At 54.7% G+C, this 17,460-nt stretch carries 11 protein-coding genes; 3 read left to right on the top strand and 8 right to left on the bottom strand.

The window, feature by feature from the left end; genetic code table 11:
* Positions 1-2: 2 nt before the first annotated feature.
* Entirely contained in the window at positions 3-6,860 is a 6,858-nt protein-coding gene (locus tag QYE77_RS12135) for a GAF domain-containing protein (RefSeq protein WP_315625689.1), read from the bottom strand.
* A gap of 15 nt (positions 6,861-6,875) precedes the next feature.
* Positions 6,876-7,778 carry a GGDEF domain-containing response regulator gene (locus QYE77_RS12130; protein WP_315625688.1) on the bottom strand — a complete coding sequence of 301 codons (903 nt, stop codon included), beginning with the start codon at positions 7,776-7,778 and terminating at the stop codon, positions 6,876-6,878.
* 250 nt (positions 7,779-8,028) lie between these two features.
* On the opposite strand from QYE77_RS12130, the gene QYE77_RS12125 reads away from it, so the two are divergent.
* Entirely contained in the window at positions 8,029-9,165 is a 1,137-nt protein-coding gene (locus tag QYE77_RS12125; protein WP_315625687.1) for a hypothetical protein, read from the top strand.
* 78 nt (positions 9,166-9,243) lie between these two features.
* Entirely contained in the window at positions 9,244-10,203 is a 960-nt protein-coding gene (locus QYE77_RS12120) for an Ig-like domain-containing protein (RefSeq protein WP_315625686.1), read from the top strand.
* Positions 10,204-10,269: 66 nt separating this feature from the next.
* Here the strand turns inward: QYE77_RS12120 and hisD are convergent, their stop codons facing one another.
* On the bottom strand, positions 10,270-11,610 hold the full coding sequence (gene hisD / locus QYE77_RS12115) for a histidinol dehydrogenase (RefSeq protein WP_315625685.1): 1,341 nt from the start codon (positions 11,608-11,610) through the stop codon (positions 10,270-10,272).
* Between the two features lie 250 nt (positions 11,611-11,860).
* Between hisD and QYE77_RS12110 the strand changes: the two genes are divergently transcribed.
* Positions 11,861-12,289 (top strand): GNAT family N-acetyltransferase, encoded by a 429-nt coding sequence (locus QYE77_RS12110; protein WP_315625684.1) that lies wholly within the window; start codon positions 11,861-11,863, stop codon positions 12,287-12,289.
* Positions 12,290-12,296: 7 nt separating this feature from the next.
* On the opposite strand, the gene QYE77_RS12105 is transcribed toward QYE77_RS12110, so the two are convergent.
* The 5 genes from QYE77_RS12105 to QYE77_RS12085 all read right to left on the bottom strand — a co-directional run bounded on the left by QYE77_RS12105 (position 12,297) and on the right by QYE77_RS12085 (position 17,455).
* Positions 12,297-13,334: an SIS domain-containing protein gene (locus tag QYE77_RS12105; RefSeq protein WP_315625683.1), complete on the bottom strand. Its 1,038-nt coding sequence runs from the start codon at positions 13,332-13,334 to the stop codon at positions 12,297-12,299.
* Between the two features lie 6 nt (positions 13,335-13,340).
* Positions 13,341-14,306 (bottom strand): ROK family protein, encoded by a 966-nt coding sequence (locus QYE77_RS12100; protein WP_315625682.1) that lies wholly within the window; start codon positions 14,304-14,306, stop codon positions 13,341-13,343.
* Positions 14,303-15,163, bottom strand: a complete 861-nt coding sequence (locus QYE77_RS12095) for a carbohydrate ABC transporter permease (protein ID WP_315625681.1) — start codon at positions 15,161-15,163, stop codon at positions 14,303-14,305. The genes QYE77_RS12100 and QYE77_RS12095 overlap by 4 nt, the downstream gene beginning before the upstream one ends.
* The gene (locus tag QYE77_RS12090; RefSeq protein ID WP_315625680.1) at positions 15,160-16,080 is read right to left on the bottom strand and encodes a carbohydrate ABC transporter permease; all 921 of its coding nucleotides are present in this window, start codon (positions 16,078-16,080) and stop codon (positions 15,160-15,162) included. The genes QYE77_RS12095 and QYE77_RS12090 overlap by 4 nt, the downstream gene beginning before the upstream one ends.
* Before the next feature lie 70 nt (positions 16,081-16,150).
* Positions 16,151-17,455, bottom strand: coding sequence for an extracellular solute-binding protein (locus tag QYE77_RS12085; protein ID WP_315625679.1), 1,305 nt, complete (start codon positions 17,453-17,455; stop codon positions 16,151-16,153).
* Positions 17,456-17,460: the final 5 nt, after the last annotated feature.

The following is a 17,460-nucleotide window of genomic DNA, read 5'->3' as shown; positions in this document are numbered from 1 at the left end:
CCTCAACGCTCCGCAATCGGTAAAGTAAACGAGAAGGTGCTCCCCTCTCCCGGAATACCACTGCTGGTGAACCAGATTCGTCCGCCCTGCATCTCGACCAGGATTTTTGCCAGAGCTAACCCTAAGCCGGTGCCGGCTTTCGCCATCACCAAGGGGTTATTACCGCGGTAGAAACGTTCAAAAATGCGCGGCTGATCTTCAATGGGGATGCCAATCCCGGTATCTCGCACATCCACTTGCACCTCGTGTTCGCTTATTGGGTAAACTCTGAGCATGATGCGCCCCTGATCCGGGGTGTAATGATAACTGTTGGACAGCAGGCTTTCCACAATTTGGCGCACCCGTTCTCGGTCGCCATAAACTGGCGGTAAAGTAGGCGCCAGGTCGAGTTCAAAAATCAGGTTACGGGATTCTTCCCGAGCACGCGCTTGCATCGCCTGCAAACCCTCTCTCACCACTTCAGCCAAATCAAAAGCCGCCCGATTGAGTTCCACGCGCCCAGCCTCAATGCGCGAAACATCCAGCAGGTCATTCACCACTCGAATCAGTCGCTCTGCATTCTCTTTGACGATGCGCAGGAATCGCTGTTGAGATTCGGTAATGGTTCCCGCCGCGCCCATCAGCATGACATCCACATAGCCTTTGATCGCGGTGAGAGGAGTGCGCAATTCGTGACTAACATTAGCCAGGAATTCTGACTTTAGACGATCCACCTGTACCTGATACGTCACATCACGGAAAATCGAAACCGTGCCCAAGAAGTGATCACGCCAGAAGACCGGGGCAACGTGTATGGCCACCACCCGCTGGTCTTCCAGCACCATTTGACCGGCAAACGTTTCGCTGGCATCTGCCGCCTCAGCCTGCTCCGACCAACGTTGAATCGTCTGCACCCAGGCATGGCCAGCTTCACCAAAAAGGCCGCTAAAACGCTCCAGGGATTGATTGAGCACCAGGTTTGCCTGCAAGCCCAATATACGCTCCGCCGAAGCGTTAAACAGCGTAATACGCAGATCAGCATCAGTCACCATGACCCCATCAGCCACGGCTTCGAGAATTGCCCGCGAGCGACTGGCTTCAATTTGCTGTTCGCGCACCATCTGCCCCAAACTCTCTGCCTGATCGCGGATCAGCCCAAAGAGTTCAGCATTGCTCAGGGTGATGCTCATCTGGCGCGCAATGGCCTGAGCTAAATGGATGTGCATTTCCCGGAAGTGTCCTGGTTGGCGGTGAATCAGGAACAGTGAACCAAGCACCTCTTCACCCAAAATCAGAGGGACGCTCAAAACGGCCTGCACGCCAATAGCGCGTAAAACGTTGGTCTCCTCATCCTCGCGCGCGCCAAGATTATCCCAATACAGAGGCGAGCGTTGATTCACCACACGCTGGTGTAGCGGTTTGACGGCCTCAATTAGGGCCTTCGGCTCCAGGCCCAGGTCAGGCACCATGCGCAGGAAACCTTCACCTTGCATCAACTGAACCAGGCTGGCCTCCACATCGAGGGCTTGATTGAGCACCTCTAGGGCCCGGGTCAACACCTGATGGATATCCAGGCTGGCCGAGAGTTCTGTGATCACACGCAAGAGAGTTTGCGTCTCCAGGTTCGCCTGTTGCAGTTCGGCCGTACGCAAGGCGACTCGTTGCTCTAGATCCTCTTTGAGGGCACGTGTTTCGGCAAACAAGCGGGCGTTTTGCAAAGCCACCGCGGCTTGATTGCAAATCGTTCGCGCCAGTTCCAATTCTGGCGAGGCAAAGCGATGCTCCTGAGCATAAGTCAACACGACCCATCCCTGCATCACCTGAGCACTCGCCAGGGGCACCATGATAAGAGAACGCATTGTTGCCAGTGTCGGCCATGCGCGAATCAACTCAATCATCTCCATCTCGCCGTGAATGTCCCCCACAATATATATCCCACGCGTTTCCTGCAAGCGTTCAAAAAGCAGGAGGTTGGGTAAGGGTTGAGGTAATGTCGCTTCCTCCGGCGGGGTAAGTAGCGCCAAAGAGACTTTTCCCTCCTCCCAAGTCAGCACTGCCCCCATGTCGGCGCCCAACGCATCTCGTAAGCGTTGCATGGTAAGGCTCAGGATGTGCGCCGAATCCAGGGAAGCCCCTAATTCATTGGAGAGGTTATACAGCAGTGCCAAACGTTCTGAACGTTGGTCTAATTCCACGGCGCGCCGCCGGCTATCTTCTAGCAGGCGCGCCTTCGCCAACGCCAACGCCGCTTGGCTGGCAAAGGTTGCCCCCACCTGCACATCTTCAGAGGAGTAATAACCCGCTTCAGCCTTCTCCAAAGCCAATACACCGATAAAGTCGGCCTGAACCAGAAGAGGCAATCCCAACCAACATAAACGCTCCGGCTCCAGAAAGCGCGGAAAGCGTTCGTCTCGACGAATATCTGCCACTAAAATTGGCTGCCCCTGCTCGCGCATCGCCTGGAATAGACGGCTATCTTCCAGCCGCACTTCCAAACCCACGCGTTGCTCATGATCAGCAAAACCCTGTGCCGCGACCAAGCGCAAAACATCACCCTCGCGTAGCCAGAGAGCAGCAGTATCATATGTGATCACGTCTCCCAATGCGTTCATCAGAGCCGAGATTGCCTCTTCTTCATTGAGACTGGCCGAGAGACGTGCCGAAGCCTGAGTGAGCGCCTGAAGTTGCTCTAAACGCCGCCCCGCTGCCTGGAACAGACGGGCATTTTCCAAAGCCAGAAGCGTTTGCTGCGCCAGGGAATGAGCTAACGTCTGATGCTCCGGGGTAAAAACCGCATTTTGGCTGAAGTTCTCAACGACCAGTACCCCTAACACTCGCTCTCCGCTACCTAAAGGTAACACCAGCGTGGATAACGGCAGTTTTCCCTGGTTGGCATGCCGATAGAGTAACAAATCCTCCCCGCTCAAGGCATAATCTCGGACAAAGTTAACCTCATCAATACACACCGCTTGCCCCTGCTGAAAGGCTTGGGTCAGGATGGCATCATTTTGATATTCAACCGCAAAGCGAACCTGCCTTAAGGCGGTCTCATCGGCATAACCACACACTGCGCGAGGGATTAACACCTCTTCCCGCGGCTCCCATAGCGCCACCCAAGCCGCCTCGGCTTCTGGAATGACCTCCAATACGGTTGTACATAGTGCCTGCAGTAAATCGGTTTCGCTTAGACTCCCCAATTTTCGGCTGTAATCCAAGAGCAAGTTAACCTCATGCAGACGACGACGCGCCCCTTCCAATAGTTCAAGATTTTGCAACGTAATGCTAATCTGGCGCGAGAATTGGGTGTAAAAGCCAATATCCTCTCCCTCAAAGGATGGCAATGGATGATCTATCAACACCAACACCCCTATTCGTCGCCCCGCGCTAGGTTCAAATACCAGCGTTAGAAAGGCTTGTGCCCCCCACCCCTGCAATAGTGGACTATTTTGCCACGCCGGTTCCTCGTGAACATCTGCTACCATTAATGGTATTCCTTCGTTCAAAGCCTGAAGGAGGGGATTGCGCTGACCTAACAGGGCTTGCGGATTCAAATTTGGTGGCTGAGTGCCAATGACCTCCCATAAATGGGGGCCAGAAGGGCGCTGTTCGGCAATTAAGGCTGCCATTCCCTCTAAACGCTCCAACCACTGATGAGCAACGCTACGCAATACGCCCTCAACGCTACTCTGACGAGAGGCCTCTTCCATAACCGTAAAGCCCTCTCGCACACGCCGCCATCGCAGGCTCTCACGCCGACGCGTTTCTTCAATTTGCAATGCCTCATAATGGGCCAAGCGTTGTTGTAAATCTTGAAGATGACGATGACGTGCGATCACTAATGCAGCCTGGGCGGCGAAAAGGCTCAAGGTGTCCAGAGCGGCGCGATCCGGGCGGCGACCATCACTAGGGTCATCCACACTGATTAAGCCCAACGGCTGGCCTGTGTCATCATAGAGCGGCGCCAAAAGCAAATCATCCGGGTGCCACATATCTTCCGTTACGGGCAACTCATCCTCAGGGCGCATAACATTGACCCAGTGAATAGAGTCGGGCAAGACCGGGGTTCTATCTGCCGGGATGTAGTAAAGTGTATCTAAACGAAACTCAGGACGGAGCACTGCCTCCAACGCCGACCAGGGCAAGGTGCGCTGACGAACTTCTTCCCACTGCTCTGGGGTAAGTCCACGGCTAATCTTGCGCACCAAATGTGCTTTCTCAGGATCATAGACGCTGATCAACACCGCACGGAAAGGCGTGGCTTGCGTAATCGCCCGCGCAATTGCTGCCAATGCATCTTCCAGAGATTGATCGGGCCAGAGAAACGACGATACTCGATAAAGTTCGGCAAAGGTCTCCAATTGCCGTCGCACCAACTCACTGCGCTGCACCTGTTCTTCGTATTGCAAGGCATTTGAGAGAACCACGCTGGCCTGTGCGGCCAACGATTGCACAACCTCAGTGACGGCGGATCCAAAATGATTAACCTGGCGGGCATGTAAATGGATCAAACCGGCTGGATATTGGCGATAGAAGATGGGCACAATCAACAGTGAAGTTATTCCCTCATGAAGAAGAGCAACCGTATCTGAGGAGATTTCTTCCCCATTTACATTAACTGGAAGTCCAGTTTGCAGTGCTTGTCGCTCCAATGCCCCCAGTTCCGTTGGTATCGGTTCACCCAGGTTCAAGCGTAACGGCCATTTATTGCCCTGAGATGCCCGCTGTAAATCAAACAATATCAGACTACCACAGTCAGCGCGCGTAATGCGCAAGGCTTCCTCATAAACAATTTCCATCAAGTGCTCAAGGTCAAGTGATGTGCTCAGTTCGCGTGTAATGCGATTGAGAGCAGTCAACTGCTCCAGCCGCTGGCGTAGGGTCTCATCGGTTTGAGCCCGCAGAGTGGCCTGCTCAACGACACCGGCTAACTGCCCCGCTGCCGTAAACATCAGTTGAAGATCCGCATGATCAAACTGCTCAGGACGCCGACTACCCACCCAGATTTCACCAATCCCTTCATTGCGCACCACCAGGGGCACAACCACAACCGATTCGACCTCCCAAGTCTGGCGCAGATGTTGATAGTAAGGGATTAAGGTGGTTTCAAAGGATAAGCGACCGCTGTGGAGTGCATCTTGACTACCCGTTACGGTAAAAGGAAACTGCGGATCATCTACCAACAGGCGCGGGATCACCCCTCCATCCCGTACAACTTCGCCGAAATATGAAAAGCGGTGTAATTCGAGTGCTGTGCGGTTGGTATTGAGCAAAAAGATAGCAGCGCAATCGGCACGAAGTAGACGCACTAGTTCCTGCAAGGAATACTTTAAAATCTCATCCAGCGTCGCGGCAGAACTGGCCAAACTGGCAATCCGACGCAACGCCTCAGCCCGTTGTGCTCGTTGACGGCTCTGCTGAACGAGAGTGGCATTTTCAATAATTGGTGCCGCTTGATTGGCAATAATCATCATTAAACGAATTTCATCCTGGGTGAACATTCCTCCGTTGAGGCGGTTGGATGCCTGCATATATCCTAAGATCCGCCCCACCGAAGCCAACGGCACCAGCACGGTCTCACGCAACCCAGCCGCCACCGCCAAATGGTGTAATCCCAATTCGTGCCAGCGTGAATCCTCCACAGCATTTTCGGTAATCAGAACATCTTGCTCCAGCAAAGCCCTCTCCAGGGGGGAGTTCGCTCCGACCGGCACTCGATACATGTCCAGGAATTCAGGTGGTAGCCCAATAAACGGTGCCTGGGCTTCCAAACGCCGCGTATTTTCATTGAACACCAGAAATCCCAAGATGTTGACCGGAAGCAAGGGGAGAATGCTGTTGATCAACCGCTCGAAAAGTTCCCGGGGATCGCGCACCGACCCAAACGCTTGAGCGAACTGCGCCAGCCCGGCCAGCTCTGTCGCTCGCCGCTGTTCCTGGCGATAAAGCAAGGCATGATGAATGGCAATTGCCGCCTGCCCCGAAATTAACCGCAGTAATTCAAGATCCGGGGGTTGAAAATGATCTGGCGTGAGAGAACCCAGTTCCAACGTCCCAATTAGTTCTTTGCCGACAATCAGCGGCACTCCCATATAAGAACGTAGAGGGTAAGACTGCCGATCAATGGCCTGATGCAAGTCAGAACGTTCCTCAACCCGTGAGAGAAGAAGAGGACGCCGGGTGCGTGCCAAATAGCCAGAATAGCCCTCATCCAGAGCATAGCCGCGAGGTACCCGCTCCAATCGATGTCCTGCCAGGCGCCGATAAGGCCACAGCACGCCTGCTTCTGCATCCCACAGGGTAATTTCCCAAATATCGGCCGGTAACAAGCGTTCCAGGCTGTCCAGAACGGCTTGTAACGTCTCATTTAAGTCCAGGCTAGCCGCAATCGCCTGGGTGAGTTGTAAAAATGTTTGCAAAGTCTGCGCCGGCAGAGCCGATTCGCGCGCAAGTTCACTAGCCAAGTTGGCTTCTCGCAACCACACCAGACGGTAGGCCTGCCCATCCAGAGGGGTGGCCAAAACGCGCACCTCAACCGTGCGTCCCCCCAAGGTTACCAAATCTTGCCCACCATGGGCACACAAGCCGAGGAAAAGTTCCGGCGGGCGCACTTTGCGCGCCAGCATTTCCAAGTTAGGATGAGTGTCCGCAGGGAGATCAAATAACGTTCGGGCAGACTCATTCAACCAAGTTACCCGACCACCGGGTTGGATCACGATGACCGCCTCGCTTAGGCCGTCACCACGCTCGTTTTCTATCGCAACAACAGACCTTGAAGTGAGTCGCGCTCCCGGCAACGTCCGCATTAACCAACGCGTTGCCCCCCAGGCTACTGCGCCTACAAGGACGAAGAGCACACCCCAAAACAAAGTCGCTGGTGACATGATCCGCCAAACCGCCTATCCGGCGGCAAGCAGAGCATCGCGACGACGCTCTTCAGCCGCGACCTCAGTGATCTCGCGAATATCGGTAAATGAATGCGTTGCAGGGGTCACCACACCAATAGCCAGGCTCATAAAAGGGGTCTTGACCATTTCGCCCCCCCGACCTGGGGCCAAGATATACCCCTGTTGGCGATCAATAAAGTTGTAATGGCTGAGAACAGCCTCGCCAAAGCGTTGTTTCAAGGCTTCTTTCAAGCGTGGGGCGACTTGGCTGGCCGTGAAGATGACAAAGTTATCTCCGCCTGCGTGTCCGATGAAGTCATTGGGAGTCCCCACGGCATCTACCACTTCGCTCAGCAACATTGCCGTGAAACGCACCACATCGTTGGCCGCAATTAAGCCGTAAACATCGCGGAAGGCATCAAAGTAGTTGATGCGAATATCCATAAACGCCCAATCGGGTTGGCGAATGACCTTGCGCAGTTGATCCTCGATCAGACGCCCGGACGGCAAGCCCGACTGCGGGTCGGTAAGGCTTTCGCGCTCTGCCCGCGCCAGGGCGTTTTGTACCCGAAGTTTAAGTTCCTCGATATCAAACGGCTTGGTAATATAATCATCCGCTCCCAATTCCAGGCCCTTGAGTTTATCACTACGTTCGTCTTTTTGGGTCAGAAAGAGAATGGGAATGTGACTGGTGCGGATGTTGGTACGCAAAGCACGGCACACCTCATAACCGTCAATATCGGGCAACATAATATCCAACACCAGCAAATGCGGCAGGCCCTGGCGGGTTTTTTCTAACGCCTCACTGCCGCGCATCGCCACATCCACATCATACCCCTGGCTTTTGAAGAAGAGCCGGAGCATATTTGCAATATCTACATCATCTTCCACAATGAGTAATCGGGCTTTGCTCATTCCGCCTCCTTAACAGGTGCGTGCTTCAGGTTATTAACGCACCAGGGATCACGATTCCCGCCTGCTCTCCACAGCGCCTGAACCGGTTGCTTAAATCTTATGTGAAAGATGATATTCTGACAATAGTCTGCCTGCCGTTTTGCCCCGAATTTGAGTTTACAAAATGGTAAGCCCCATATGATATAATGCCGCTTACCTCGTCATTTCCTGCCACTCCGTGGCCTGGTTCTTGCAACCTGACAGATACATGATGCCGTCCTTTACGGAAAATCCGATCCAACGCTTGAGGGCGCTTGCCCTGATTGTCTTTTTACTCAGCCTTTTCGTGTTTGTGCCGCTGACTCAGCCCATCCCGTCTCAAGCCCAAAGTGCAAGCGCTACATCGCGCCTCTTTTTACCCGTGATCTACCGCGATTACCAACCCACACCGTTGTTTGCCACCAGTTACTACATTCAAGATGAAACACCCGCCCGCATGTATGACCTGGGGTGTGCCCTGGGCAATCGTGATCGTACCCTCCCCGGCGCCCAGGACAGCCTGGTGGTGTTGAATTTCGGTCAGGGGTGGTTTGACGGGGGAGATCTTAGCAAACCCGGCGCCGGCCTTTTCAGTCCCTATTGGCACTATGTGCCGATCAACGCCATCGAAGCTGCCGTCAAAGCCTACATCCAGGGCTATTGGGTTTGCAGTGCTGAGGATCAGGAATCGCAGGTTATGGTTGCCATTGGTACAAATAACTACGGCGGCTATGGTTCTAACACCACCAATCAGAACACCCGCCGCACCTATGCCTATGAACACGGCAAAACCTGGGCCCAAATGGTAGTACGCCTCATCCAATGGGTATGGGACAGTGGCTACAGCCGTCAGGTAAGAATCGCCGGTGCCATAGATATCGAATGGGACTCTCAACTCACCGGTTGGAACACCCCTTATGTTACGTATGGGTGGGTAAGCGGGTTTGACGACAATGATAATAAACAAGCCATTTATTACAACTTTGGTGCTTGCGTTGGTTGTCCCACGAGTGTTAATTCCAATTGGGTTTATTCTTCAACCAACAACTGGACGCAATTCGATGTTTATTACGTTTCGTACGGTGCACCGCCCGCCTGGCCGTTGCCCGAAATCTACGCGACCAGCGGGGTTAATGCTCGACAGTGGCAAGCCATCAGCCGCTACGGCGCGATTACGTTCAATTTGCCGATGGAATTCGCAGGAGTGATGACACAATACCAAGCCTGTCAACAGCGCGGTGGCTGTTCTGGGATCAATAACCCCCCTGAATCCGGATGGAAGCAACTTTTCGACGCCTTGAATGCCGATCCGCTCACCCGCCAACCCATCTTGCGTTGGATCACCGATATTCGCTGGCAGATCCGATAAAACCTAATCCATAAAAATGGCGTAAAAAACTGCTGTCTAGGCATTGCACTTGCGATTAAATTCGCTATAATGAAAAGTATGCGGGGAGTTACACGCTATGCCGCCGCTTTAGTCTTGCTACTCTACCTGGCGATACTGACCAGCAGTGGGTATGCCCAAACGCCGACGCCCGAGTTTGAGTATCTCAATGGGCATGTGGTACGGGGGGCGTTTCTGGCGCAATATCGCAGCGTCGCCGATCCCCTGCGCCTGTATGGGTATCCCATCACGGGCGAATTTCAGATGCTCACCGAGCACGGCTGGGGTACAGTACAGTATTTCCAGCGCGCCCGCTTTGATCTTGTCCTCGAACCTAACGGGGTAGAACGGGTTAAGGTTGCCAATCTAGGCAGTTTGCTCTATGCAGGGCCGGGTCCCCTGGCGCCTGTGCCCACCGATCCACTGGCTTGCCGCCGCTTTGAGAATGGCAAATCCGTTTGTTATGCCTTCCGTCAGTTCTATGATGCAAATGACGGCCTGACCAATTTCGGCTTGCCCATATCCGATTTGGAAATCGCCGAGCGCCGCTACGTGCAATACTTTGAACGGGCCCGCTTTGAGTGGTGGCCTGAAAACCCACCCGGCGAACGGGTTGTCCTGACCGACTTGGGTAAACGTCATTTCGATCTGATCGTCCGTGATCCCGAACTCACCCGCCCCGAACTCCCTCCCAGCGCTATAATCGCTCAACTGATCCCCCACGCCCAGGCCTTTGTGACGCAAGCGTTAATCCCTTCTGGCGACCAGCAGACACTTTACGTGATCGTGCGCGATCAGTATAACCGCCCCATCGCCAACGCCAGTGTTTCAGTGACCTTGATCGGGCCAGAGGGGCTACGATTGACCTACCGCGCCGCCGAGACCAATGCCGACGGCATCACTCAACTAACGTTCTTCGCCGGACGTTTTGAACCGCAAACCGTGATCACATTAAAAATCAACGTGCAGGCGTTGGGTCAGGAAACCGAAACCCAAACCTGGTATCGCATCTGGTACTGAACAACCCAAGGATCAAAACATCCCCCCACCCGCTAACACCGATGGGGGGATGTTCTATTTGTTTGCTCAAGAATTGGCTGTCGCGGCCCGCAGATCGGCAGCACGCGCATGGGCTTCTAATCCTTCGGCGCGCGCCAATTGTGCCGAGACCCGTCCCACCTCTGCGGCGGTACGTGGATCTAGTGCTACCAGGCTAATCAGGCGCACAAAATCCCACACATTTAACGGTGAAGCAAAACGCGCCGATCCTCCGGTCGGCATGACGTGGCTGGGACCGGCAGCATAATCGCCCAGAACCTCATACGAATGTTCACCCACAAAAATTCCCCCCGCGGACTCAATTTTCTCCACCCAGCGCCAGGGATCGGCCACTACCAGATTCAAGTGCTCAGGCGCATACGCATTAGAGAGTGCGATTGCTTCCTCCAAGTCGCGGGTTAGCACAATACCCGAACGCCCAACCAAAGAAAGCGCCAGAATGTCCTTCCGCGGCAGTTGGGCCACCTGGCGCGCTACTGCCTGCTGCACCTGATACGCCAGGGTTTCGCTGGGGGTTAACATAATGGCTGCCGCCAGTACATCATGCTCTGCTTGCGCCAGCAAGTCCGCCGCTACCCACTCGGGATTGGCGGTTTCATCCGCAATCACTACTGTTTCGGTTGGGCCGGCCAAACCATCAATCCCTACCACACCAAAAACCTGCTGTTTAGCCAAGGTAACAAATAGGTTGCCCGGGCCGACAATTTTATCCACCCGCGGGATGGTTTCGGTGCCATAGGCCAGCGCCGCAATCGCTTGTGCTCCACCTATTACATACACCTCGCTAACCCCGGCAAGTGCCGCTGCTGCCAGAATGATCTCCGCTGGGCGGTCGCTCCCGCGCTGAGGTGGAGTGACCAGCACAATTTCGCGCACCCCGGCCACCCGCGCCGGAATGGCGCTCATCAACACCGTAGAGGGTAGAGGTGCCGAGCCACCCGGGACATAAATTCCCACCCGTCGCAAAGGACGCACCAGTTGTCCTAATGTGCCGCCTAAATCCTGCGTGATCCACGAGGTCAGAGGTTGGCGGCGGTGAAATGCCTCGATTCGTTCTGCTGCGGATTCCAACGCCTCCCGGAGGTCAGAGGAAAGATGAGCAAGGGCTCTTTGAAGTTCCGTTGGTGGCAAACGAAAATCCGAGGCAGTCCACCCATCAAGGTGCTGGCTCCAACGCCGTAAAGCCGCATCACCACCTGTACGCACATCGGCCAGGATGCGCGCCACTGCCTGAGCCGGCGTCAACGGTTCTCCGAAAAGCGCCTGGATTCGTTCGCGCACTGCGGCAGGAACGTCCTGCACATCCGGCGGTTGGCGCTGTAACAGAGTCTTTCGTGCTGTCTCGGGATCATAGATGCGCAAATTCATGGCTCCTCCATCCAAGTAAAATAACAAAACCCCCGCCGGTGGCGGGGGTTGGTTCTCAGTCAACATCGTGGTCGTTCAGGAAAGGGGCAGTGCCACCCGCTCCGGCTAGGGAGATAGGATGCGATGATGACGATGATGGTTATAAGCACGTCGTGGGAGCATGCCCCAAGTGTAGCATGGGCCACCTCCACTCGTCAAGTTTCTAGGGTAAAATTCACATTGTCCAAGACTCCCATCCTGTGAGGACGACATGCAAATCGAAATTGCCCGTGCTGTAACCGATGATATGGTCGAAGCCTTTGCACGCCTGATTCCCCAACTCTCCAGTTCCAGCCTGCCCCCCACGCGTCAAGAACTCGAAGAGATGGTCAACTCGGACGCCAGCATCCTCTTCCTTGCCCGTGATGAGGACGGGCAAATCGTCGGCACCCTGACCCTCGTGGTTTTTCGCATCCCCACCGGGCGCCGTGCCTGGATTGAAGATGTGGTCGTAGATGAAGCCGCACGCGGTCGCGGCATTGGCGAAGCGCTGACACGGGCAGCCCTCGAACACGCGGCGCAGTTAGGGGTCAAAACCGTAGATTTAACCTCCCGCCCCTCGCGTGAAGCCGCCAACCGCCTCTACCAGAAAATCGGTTTCGTACGTCGTGAGACCAATTTATACCGCTACACGCTTTAAACCCGCTTCATTCGCGCGTAGTGACTTTACCGATATACCTGAATTGACCCGGTTCACGTCCACTGGCTTCGGCCAAAACAACCGAAAGGGCTTGAACCGGCAGGATCTCCACTAAGGGTAGCGCAAGTTCTGGTACCGATGGCAAGGGCACCCAGGTTAATCCTTCAACCGGTTGCGTGCCAACCCAAGCGACTTCGCCACCGTACTGCTTGATCTCCAGACCCAGCGTACGGTTGAGTTCCACAGTTGGCTGCGCACCACCGAAAAGCCATACCGCAATACCCGTCTCAACGATCTCCAATGGACCGTGACGGAACTGTGCCGCACCCATCCCTTCGGCGGCAAATTTAGCCGCTTCCTTGAGCACTAAGGCGCCTTCTTGAGCGCTGGCGAAGGAGGCTCCACGTCCCAAAAGGAAAAGATGGCGCAACCGGTCGGCCATTTCGCGAATCGTATCCAGATGGTGAGACCACGCCTTAAGATAATCCGCCATCGCCATCTGCCCTTGCCACAGCGCCTCTTTACAGGCGGAAACCGGTTCATCCCGCAACACTGCTGCTGCCATTAAGGTCACGGCGAGGGTATTGATATAAGTGCGGGTTGAAACCGTGTGCTCGGCCCCCGCATGTAACGGAAGGACTACCTCCGCTGCCTTTCCCAGAGTGCTGGACGGATTATTCGTGACCCCAATCAGCAGTTTAGGGCGTTTCGATGCCAGTCGTTCTAGCAAGCGATGAACTTCTGCGCTTTCCCCCGATTGTGAGATTACCCACACTAGGGTGCGTGAAGTCACTTGACCCAGGGCATAGTGCAGCAATTCCGCCGTATCCCATAATACCACCGGCAGATCTAAGCCACACAACCTCAGCCAGGCCGGGTAAGCCCCGTAATATGAGGCGCCCATACCGGTCAAGATAATGCGATCACATTGGCCGGCGGTGACCACTTGGTGAACGACCTCTAATGCCCGCGGGTCAAAATTTTCTAAAGCATCCCTCAACCCTTCCGATTGGGACAGAATATCCTTCACGTAAGGCACCATCATTCGTAACTATCCCTCCACAATCAGTTTCGAAGCCGCGTAGGCCGCTCCCACAACGCCGGCTTGCCCACCCAGGCGTGCCATCACCAAGCGCACCGATTGTAAGGGGGCGACTACGCTATGCTGCTGAATGACCTGATGAATATAAGGGGCAAAAACTGGGTAAGCCCGCATTACCCCACCCCCCAGGATGACTACATCGGGTAAGTAAGCGATCATGAGATTGACCATGCCCAATCCCAGGTAGAAGGCCGTTTCCTCGATAATCTGCTGTGCCAGGACATCACCCGCTTGAGCCGCAGCCACCACCACTCGCGCATCAATGGCTTCCAAATTTCCCTGAGCCAATTCCACCATCAGGGTGGACGTGTCACGGGCTAAGGACTGCGCGCGGCGCGCAATCGCCGGACCGGAAGCCAGACTTTCCCAACAACCATGCGCACCACAATAACACAACGGCCCCCTCGGATCCACCACGATATGCCCGGCCTCGGGATGGGCCCCTTCTATCCCACGATAAATCTCACCACGATACACAAACGCGGTACCAATCCCAGTGCCCACGGTCACCATGAGCACCCGCTCATGATCCCGCCCAGCTCCTACCCATGCCTCACCCAGAGCCGCCGCATCGGCGTCATTTTCCAGTGCTACCGGTACCCCAAACCGTTCCTGCAACAACTGGACGACCGGCACATCTTCCCAGGTAGGCAGGGTGTAGGGGTTTTGAATGCTACCACGTTGGCGATCTATCGGCCCGGTCGCCCCCATGCCAATCGCTAGAGGCATGACCATTCCAACCGTGCCCAGGACCTGCTCAATCAGGGCCCCTATTCGCGCCAACCCAACCTGTGGCCCCCGTGAGGCTTCGATGGGTGCTTCGGCCCAGGCTAAGACGTCACCCTGTAGGTTAACGGCGCCCACGCGAACATTCGTGCCCCCCAAATCAATGCCAACTAACACCCCGGTTTTCATCCCTTTACCGCTCCTGCAGAAAGCCCGCTGACGATATAACGTTGAAAGACGAGCGCCAGCAGCACCGGCGGTAGCGCCGCCAAAACCCCACCGGTCATCATTGCTGTAATATCTACGGCATAGCGCCCGGTAAATTCAGCAATGGCTACCGGCACGGTTTTTGCCGCAATCGTGCTGGTAAATATCAAGGCAAAGAAAAATTCGTCCCAAGCCAGCAGGAAAGTGAACAACGCCGTTGAAACAATGCCCGGCGCCGCTACCGGTAACACTACCCGAAACAGCGTGCCCAGGCGAGAACTGCCGTCAATCAAGGCAGCATCCTCTAATTCCCGCGGAACGCTTTCAAAAAAGGTGCTCAGCATCCAGATAGCAAAGGGAAGCGCAAAGGATAGATAGGTAATGATCAGAATAATTGGCTTATTGAGCAAAGCCAAGCGAGCAGCAATGATATACAATGGCACAACCAGCGAAATCTCGGGCACCATGCGCACCCCTAGGATGCTCATAAACAAGGCATTGCGAAAGGGTAACCGTAACCGGGCCAAGGCATAGCCAGCCAACGAGCCGGTCACCAGGCAGATCAGCGTGGTTGAACCAGCCACAATGAAAGAATTGCGCAACGTCACGCTGAAAGTTCGCGCCACTTCTGAGACGGCGGTGCCCGGGATCAGGATATCCCGATAATTTTTGAGCGTAGGATGCTCAGGGATCCAGTGCGGCGGCACCGCAAGCAATTCCGCCCGCGTAGATATTGAAGAAAGCACCAGCCAGGCAATCGGTGCATAGATGAATAGCAGCACCAATGCCATCAATCCCAGCAGAATTGCCGTTGACACCACACGTCGCCACCGCTTCATCCTTGCGCCTCCGGGCGATAGAGCAATCGAATATACGCCAATGCCATGACCAGGGTAAAAAGCGTAATCAGGAATGACAATGCCGCACCGCTTCCCAGGTGACCATAAGAGAAAGATTCCAAATAGGTCAAATAAGAGATCGTTACTGTACCGAAGGCCGGCCCGCCTTGCGTGATAACATAAATAATATCGAAGACACGGAAAGCTTCGACCGTGCGGATCACCAGGGCCACAAGGATGGCCGGGCGGAGCAGCGGCAGGCGGATGAACCAGAAACGCTGCCAGGCATTCGCCCCATCCACCGCCGCGGCCTCATCCAGTTCCAGGGGCAAGGTGGCCAACGCGGCCTGCAGAATCAGTGCAATGAAAGGTACACTATGCCAGATATCGGCCAAGATGACTAAATTGAGCGCCCGCATCGGCTCAGTGAGCCAGGGACGGTACTTCTCAATCAATCCCAGGCTATAAAGTAAACCGTTCAAAGCCCCGTAATCCGCATTGTAGATCCAGCGCCACAGCGCGCCATTGACAATCGTGGGCACAGCCCAGGGAATAATCAGACTGGTGCGTAAAAATGCCCAGCCCGGCGGACGGGCGTGAATGAGTAACGCAATGCCTAATCCCAATAACAACTCCACCCCCACCGAGACTACGGTAAAGTAAACCGTACGCCAGATGGCTTGCCAGAATTGGGCACTGCGCAGGAACGCCAGGTAATTACTTAGACCCACAAAATTCTGAGGGGAAGGATTTGAGAGCGGGGTATCGGTGAAACTCAGGACAAACGTGAACAGGATAGGAAATAATGTAATGCCAAAGATCAATATCATCGCCGGCAAGAGGAATAAAATCCCCTCGCGGATCTCATACTGCAAGAGCGAATAGGATTTAGGCGGACGCAAGGTTGCCTGAGCCATGAACTTTACACCATGTTATAAGTCTGGCAGGGGGAAACTCCCCCTGCCAGAGAAGAATATTCGGATGAACTTACTTGGACTGCAACTCCACCCACTTGGCAGCGGCATCATTGAGGGCCTGGGCAGCCGTCTTCTGTTTGGTCAGGGCTTCCTGAAGCGCTAGTTGGAGGGCCTTGGAACCTTCCAGGTAATACGGCACCTTGGGACGCACATGCGCGTATGGGAATTGCTCTTTGAACATCGGCACAGTCACCGGGGTGGCCGGGTTGAGCGCTTTCAGAGCTTCCAACGCCTCGCCCTCATAGTTGGCACTCCAAATCGGCAGCAGGTGGGCGGCATAGCGCTTCTGCACGTCTTCACTGGTCAGGTATTTAACGTACTCCCACGCCGCCTCGCGGTTAGGCGATTTGTCCACCACCGAGAAGCCCATTGAGCCATTGATGGTCGCACTCTTCAGGCCCTGTTGAGCCATGGATTGAAATACCGGTACCAGGCTCATCTTCACCTGGCCGACGACCTGGGATTCCTGTTCGTTCAACGCCGCCAGGTCATACATGTAGAGCCAGTTGAGGGCAAAGGCTGCCTTGCCCTGAGAGAAAACGTTGCGCACATCCTCTTCTACGTAGGATACCGAAGCCGGATTGGAGATACCTTCGTCAATTGTCTTGACCATCCACTCTAATACCTGGACGCCCTTCTCATCGTTGAACGCTGGTTTGCCCTGATCATCTACAAAGCGGCCACCGTTGCCATAGAGCAAGGCCACGAAATCACAGATGGCAGCCTCAGCCTGCGCCCACGACCAGGCAATGGGATACTCAACCAACCCCTTTTCTTTAATCACCCGTGCCTGCTCCACCAGTTCTTCCCAGGTTGCGGGCGGATGGTCAAACCCAGCCTCTTTGAGGATCTTCTCGTTGTAGTAGAAGTATTTCGCATCCAGCAGCCAGGGCATACCGTAAATGCGCCCATTTACCGTAGTGATATCCCAAGCTGTAGCGAAAACCTTTTCTTTGGTCTGAGCATCAATTTTATCGGTCACATCCCACAGATAACCCGCCTTGGCAAATTCCGCATACCAAATATCATCCACCAGGATCACATCATAGGAAGGTGGGGTTGTCGCCATGGCGGTGACAATCTTATCGTGCAACGCATCATAGGAGACATATTCAATTTCGACTTTGATGTTCGGGTTCTTCTGGTTGAATTCATTCACGATCGCGTTCATTTCTTCAGGGGTTGGGCCGGCTTGCTGCATGGCCAGCACCTTGACCACCTTCGGGCCGGTCGCGGCTTGCCCCCCACAGCCAGCCAACGCCAGCACCAGAGCGACCAGCACCATCAACATCAGAAAACGACTTGAACTACGCATAGAAC

The sequence above is a fragment of the Thermanaerothrix solaris genome, from assembly GCF_032334255.1.
Classification (GTDB): Bacteria; Chloroflexota; Anaerolineae; order Anaerolineales; family Anaerolineaceae; genus Thermanaerothrix; species Thermanaerothrix solaris.
This window is presented reverse-complemented; position numbering and strand designations above follow the sequence as displayed.

What these genes read in the sequence shown, in the direction of transcription:
- QYE77_RS12135 (WP_315625689.1), bottom strand. Translation starts at nt 6,860, where the DNA reads ATGTCACCAGCGACTTTGTTTTGGGGTGTGCTCTTCGTCCTTGTAGGC.
- QYE77_RS12130 (WP_315625688.1), bottom strand. Translation starts at nt 7,778, where the DNA reads ATGAGCAAAGCCCGATTACTCATTGTGGAAGATGATGTAGATATTGCA.
- QYE77_RS12125 (WP_315625687.1), top strand. Translation starts at nt 8,029, where the DNA reads ATGCCGTCCTTTACGGAAAATCCGATCCAACGCTTGAGGGCGCTTGCC.
- QYE77_RS12120 (WP_315625686.1), top strand. Translation starts at nt 9,244, where the DNA reads ATGCGGGGAGTTACACGCTATGCCGCCGCTTTAGTCTTGCTACTCTAC.
- hisD (WP_315625685.1), bottom strand. Translation starts at nt 11,610, where the DNA reads ATGAATTTGCGCATCTATGATCCCGAGACAGCACGAAAGACTCTGTTA.
- QYE77_RS12110 (WP_315625684.1), top strand. Translation starts at nt 11,861, where the DNA reads ATGCAAATCGAAATTGCCCGTGCTGTAACCGATGATATGGTCGAAGCC.
- QYE77_RS12105 (WP_315625683.1), bottom strand. Translation starts at nt 13,334, where the DNA reads ATGATGGTGCCTTACGTGAAGGATATTCTGTCCCAATCGGAAGGGTTG.
- QYE77_RS12100 (WP_315625682.1), bottom strand. Translation starts at nt 14,306, where the DNA reads ATGAAAACCGGGGTGTTAGTTGGCATTGATTTGGGGGGCACGAATGTT.
- QYE77_RS12095 (WP_315625681.1), bottom strand. Translation starts at nt 15,163, where the DNA reads ATGAAGCGGTGGCGACGTGTGGTGTCAACGGCAATTCTGCTGGGATTG.
- QYE77_RS12090 (WP_315625680.1), bottom strand. Translation starts at nt 16,080, where the DNA reads ATGGCTCAGGCAACCTTGCGTCCGCCTAAATCCTATTCGCTCTTGCAG.
- QYE77_RS12085 (WP_315625679.1), bottom strand. Translation starts at nt 17,455, where the DNA reads ATGCGTAGTTCAAGTCGTTTTCTGATGTTGATGGTGCTGGTCGCTCTG.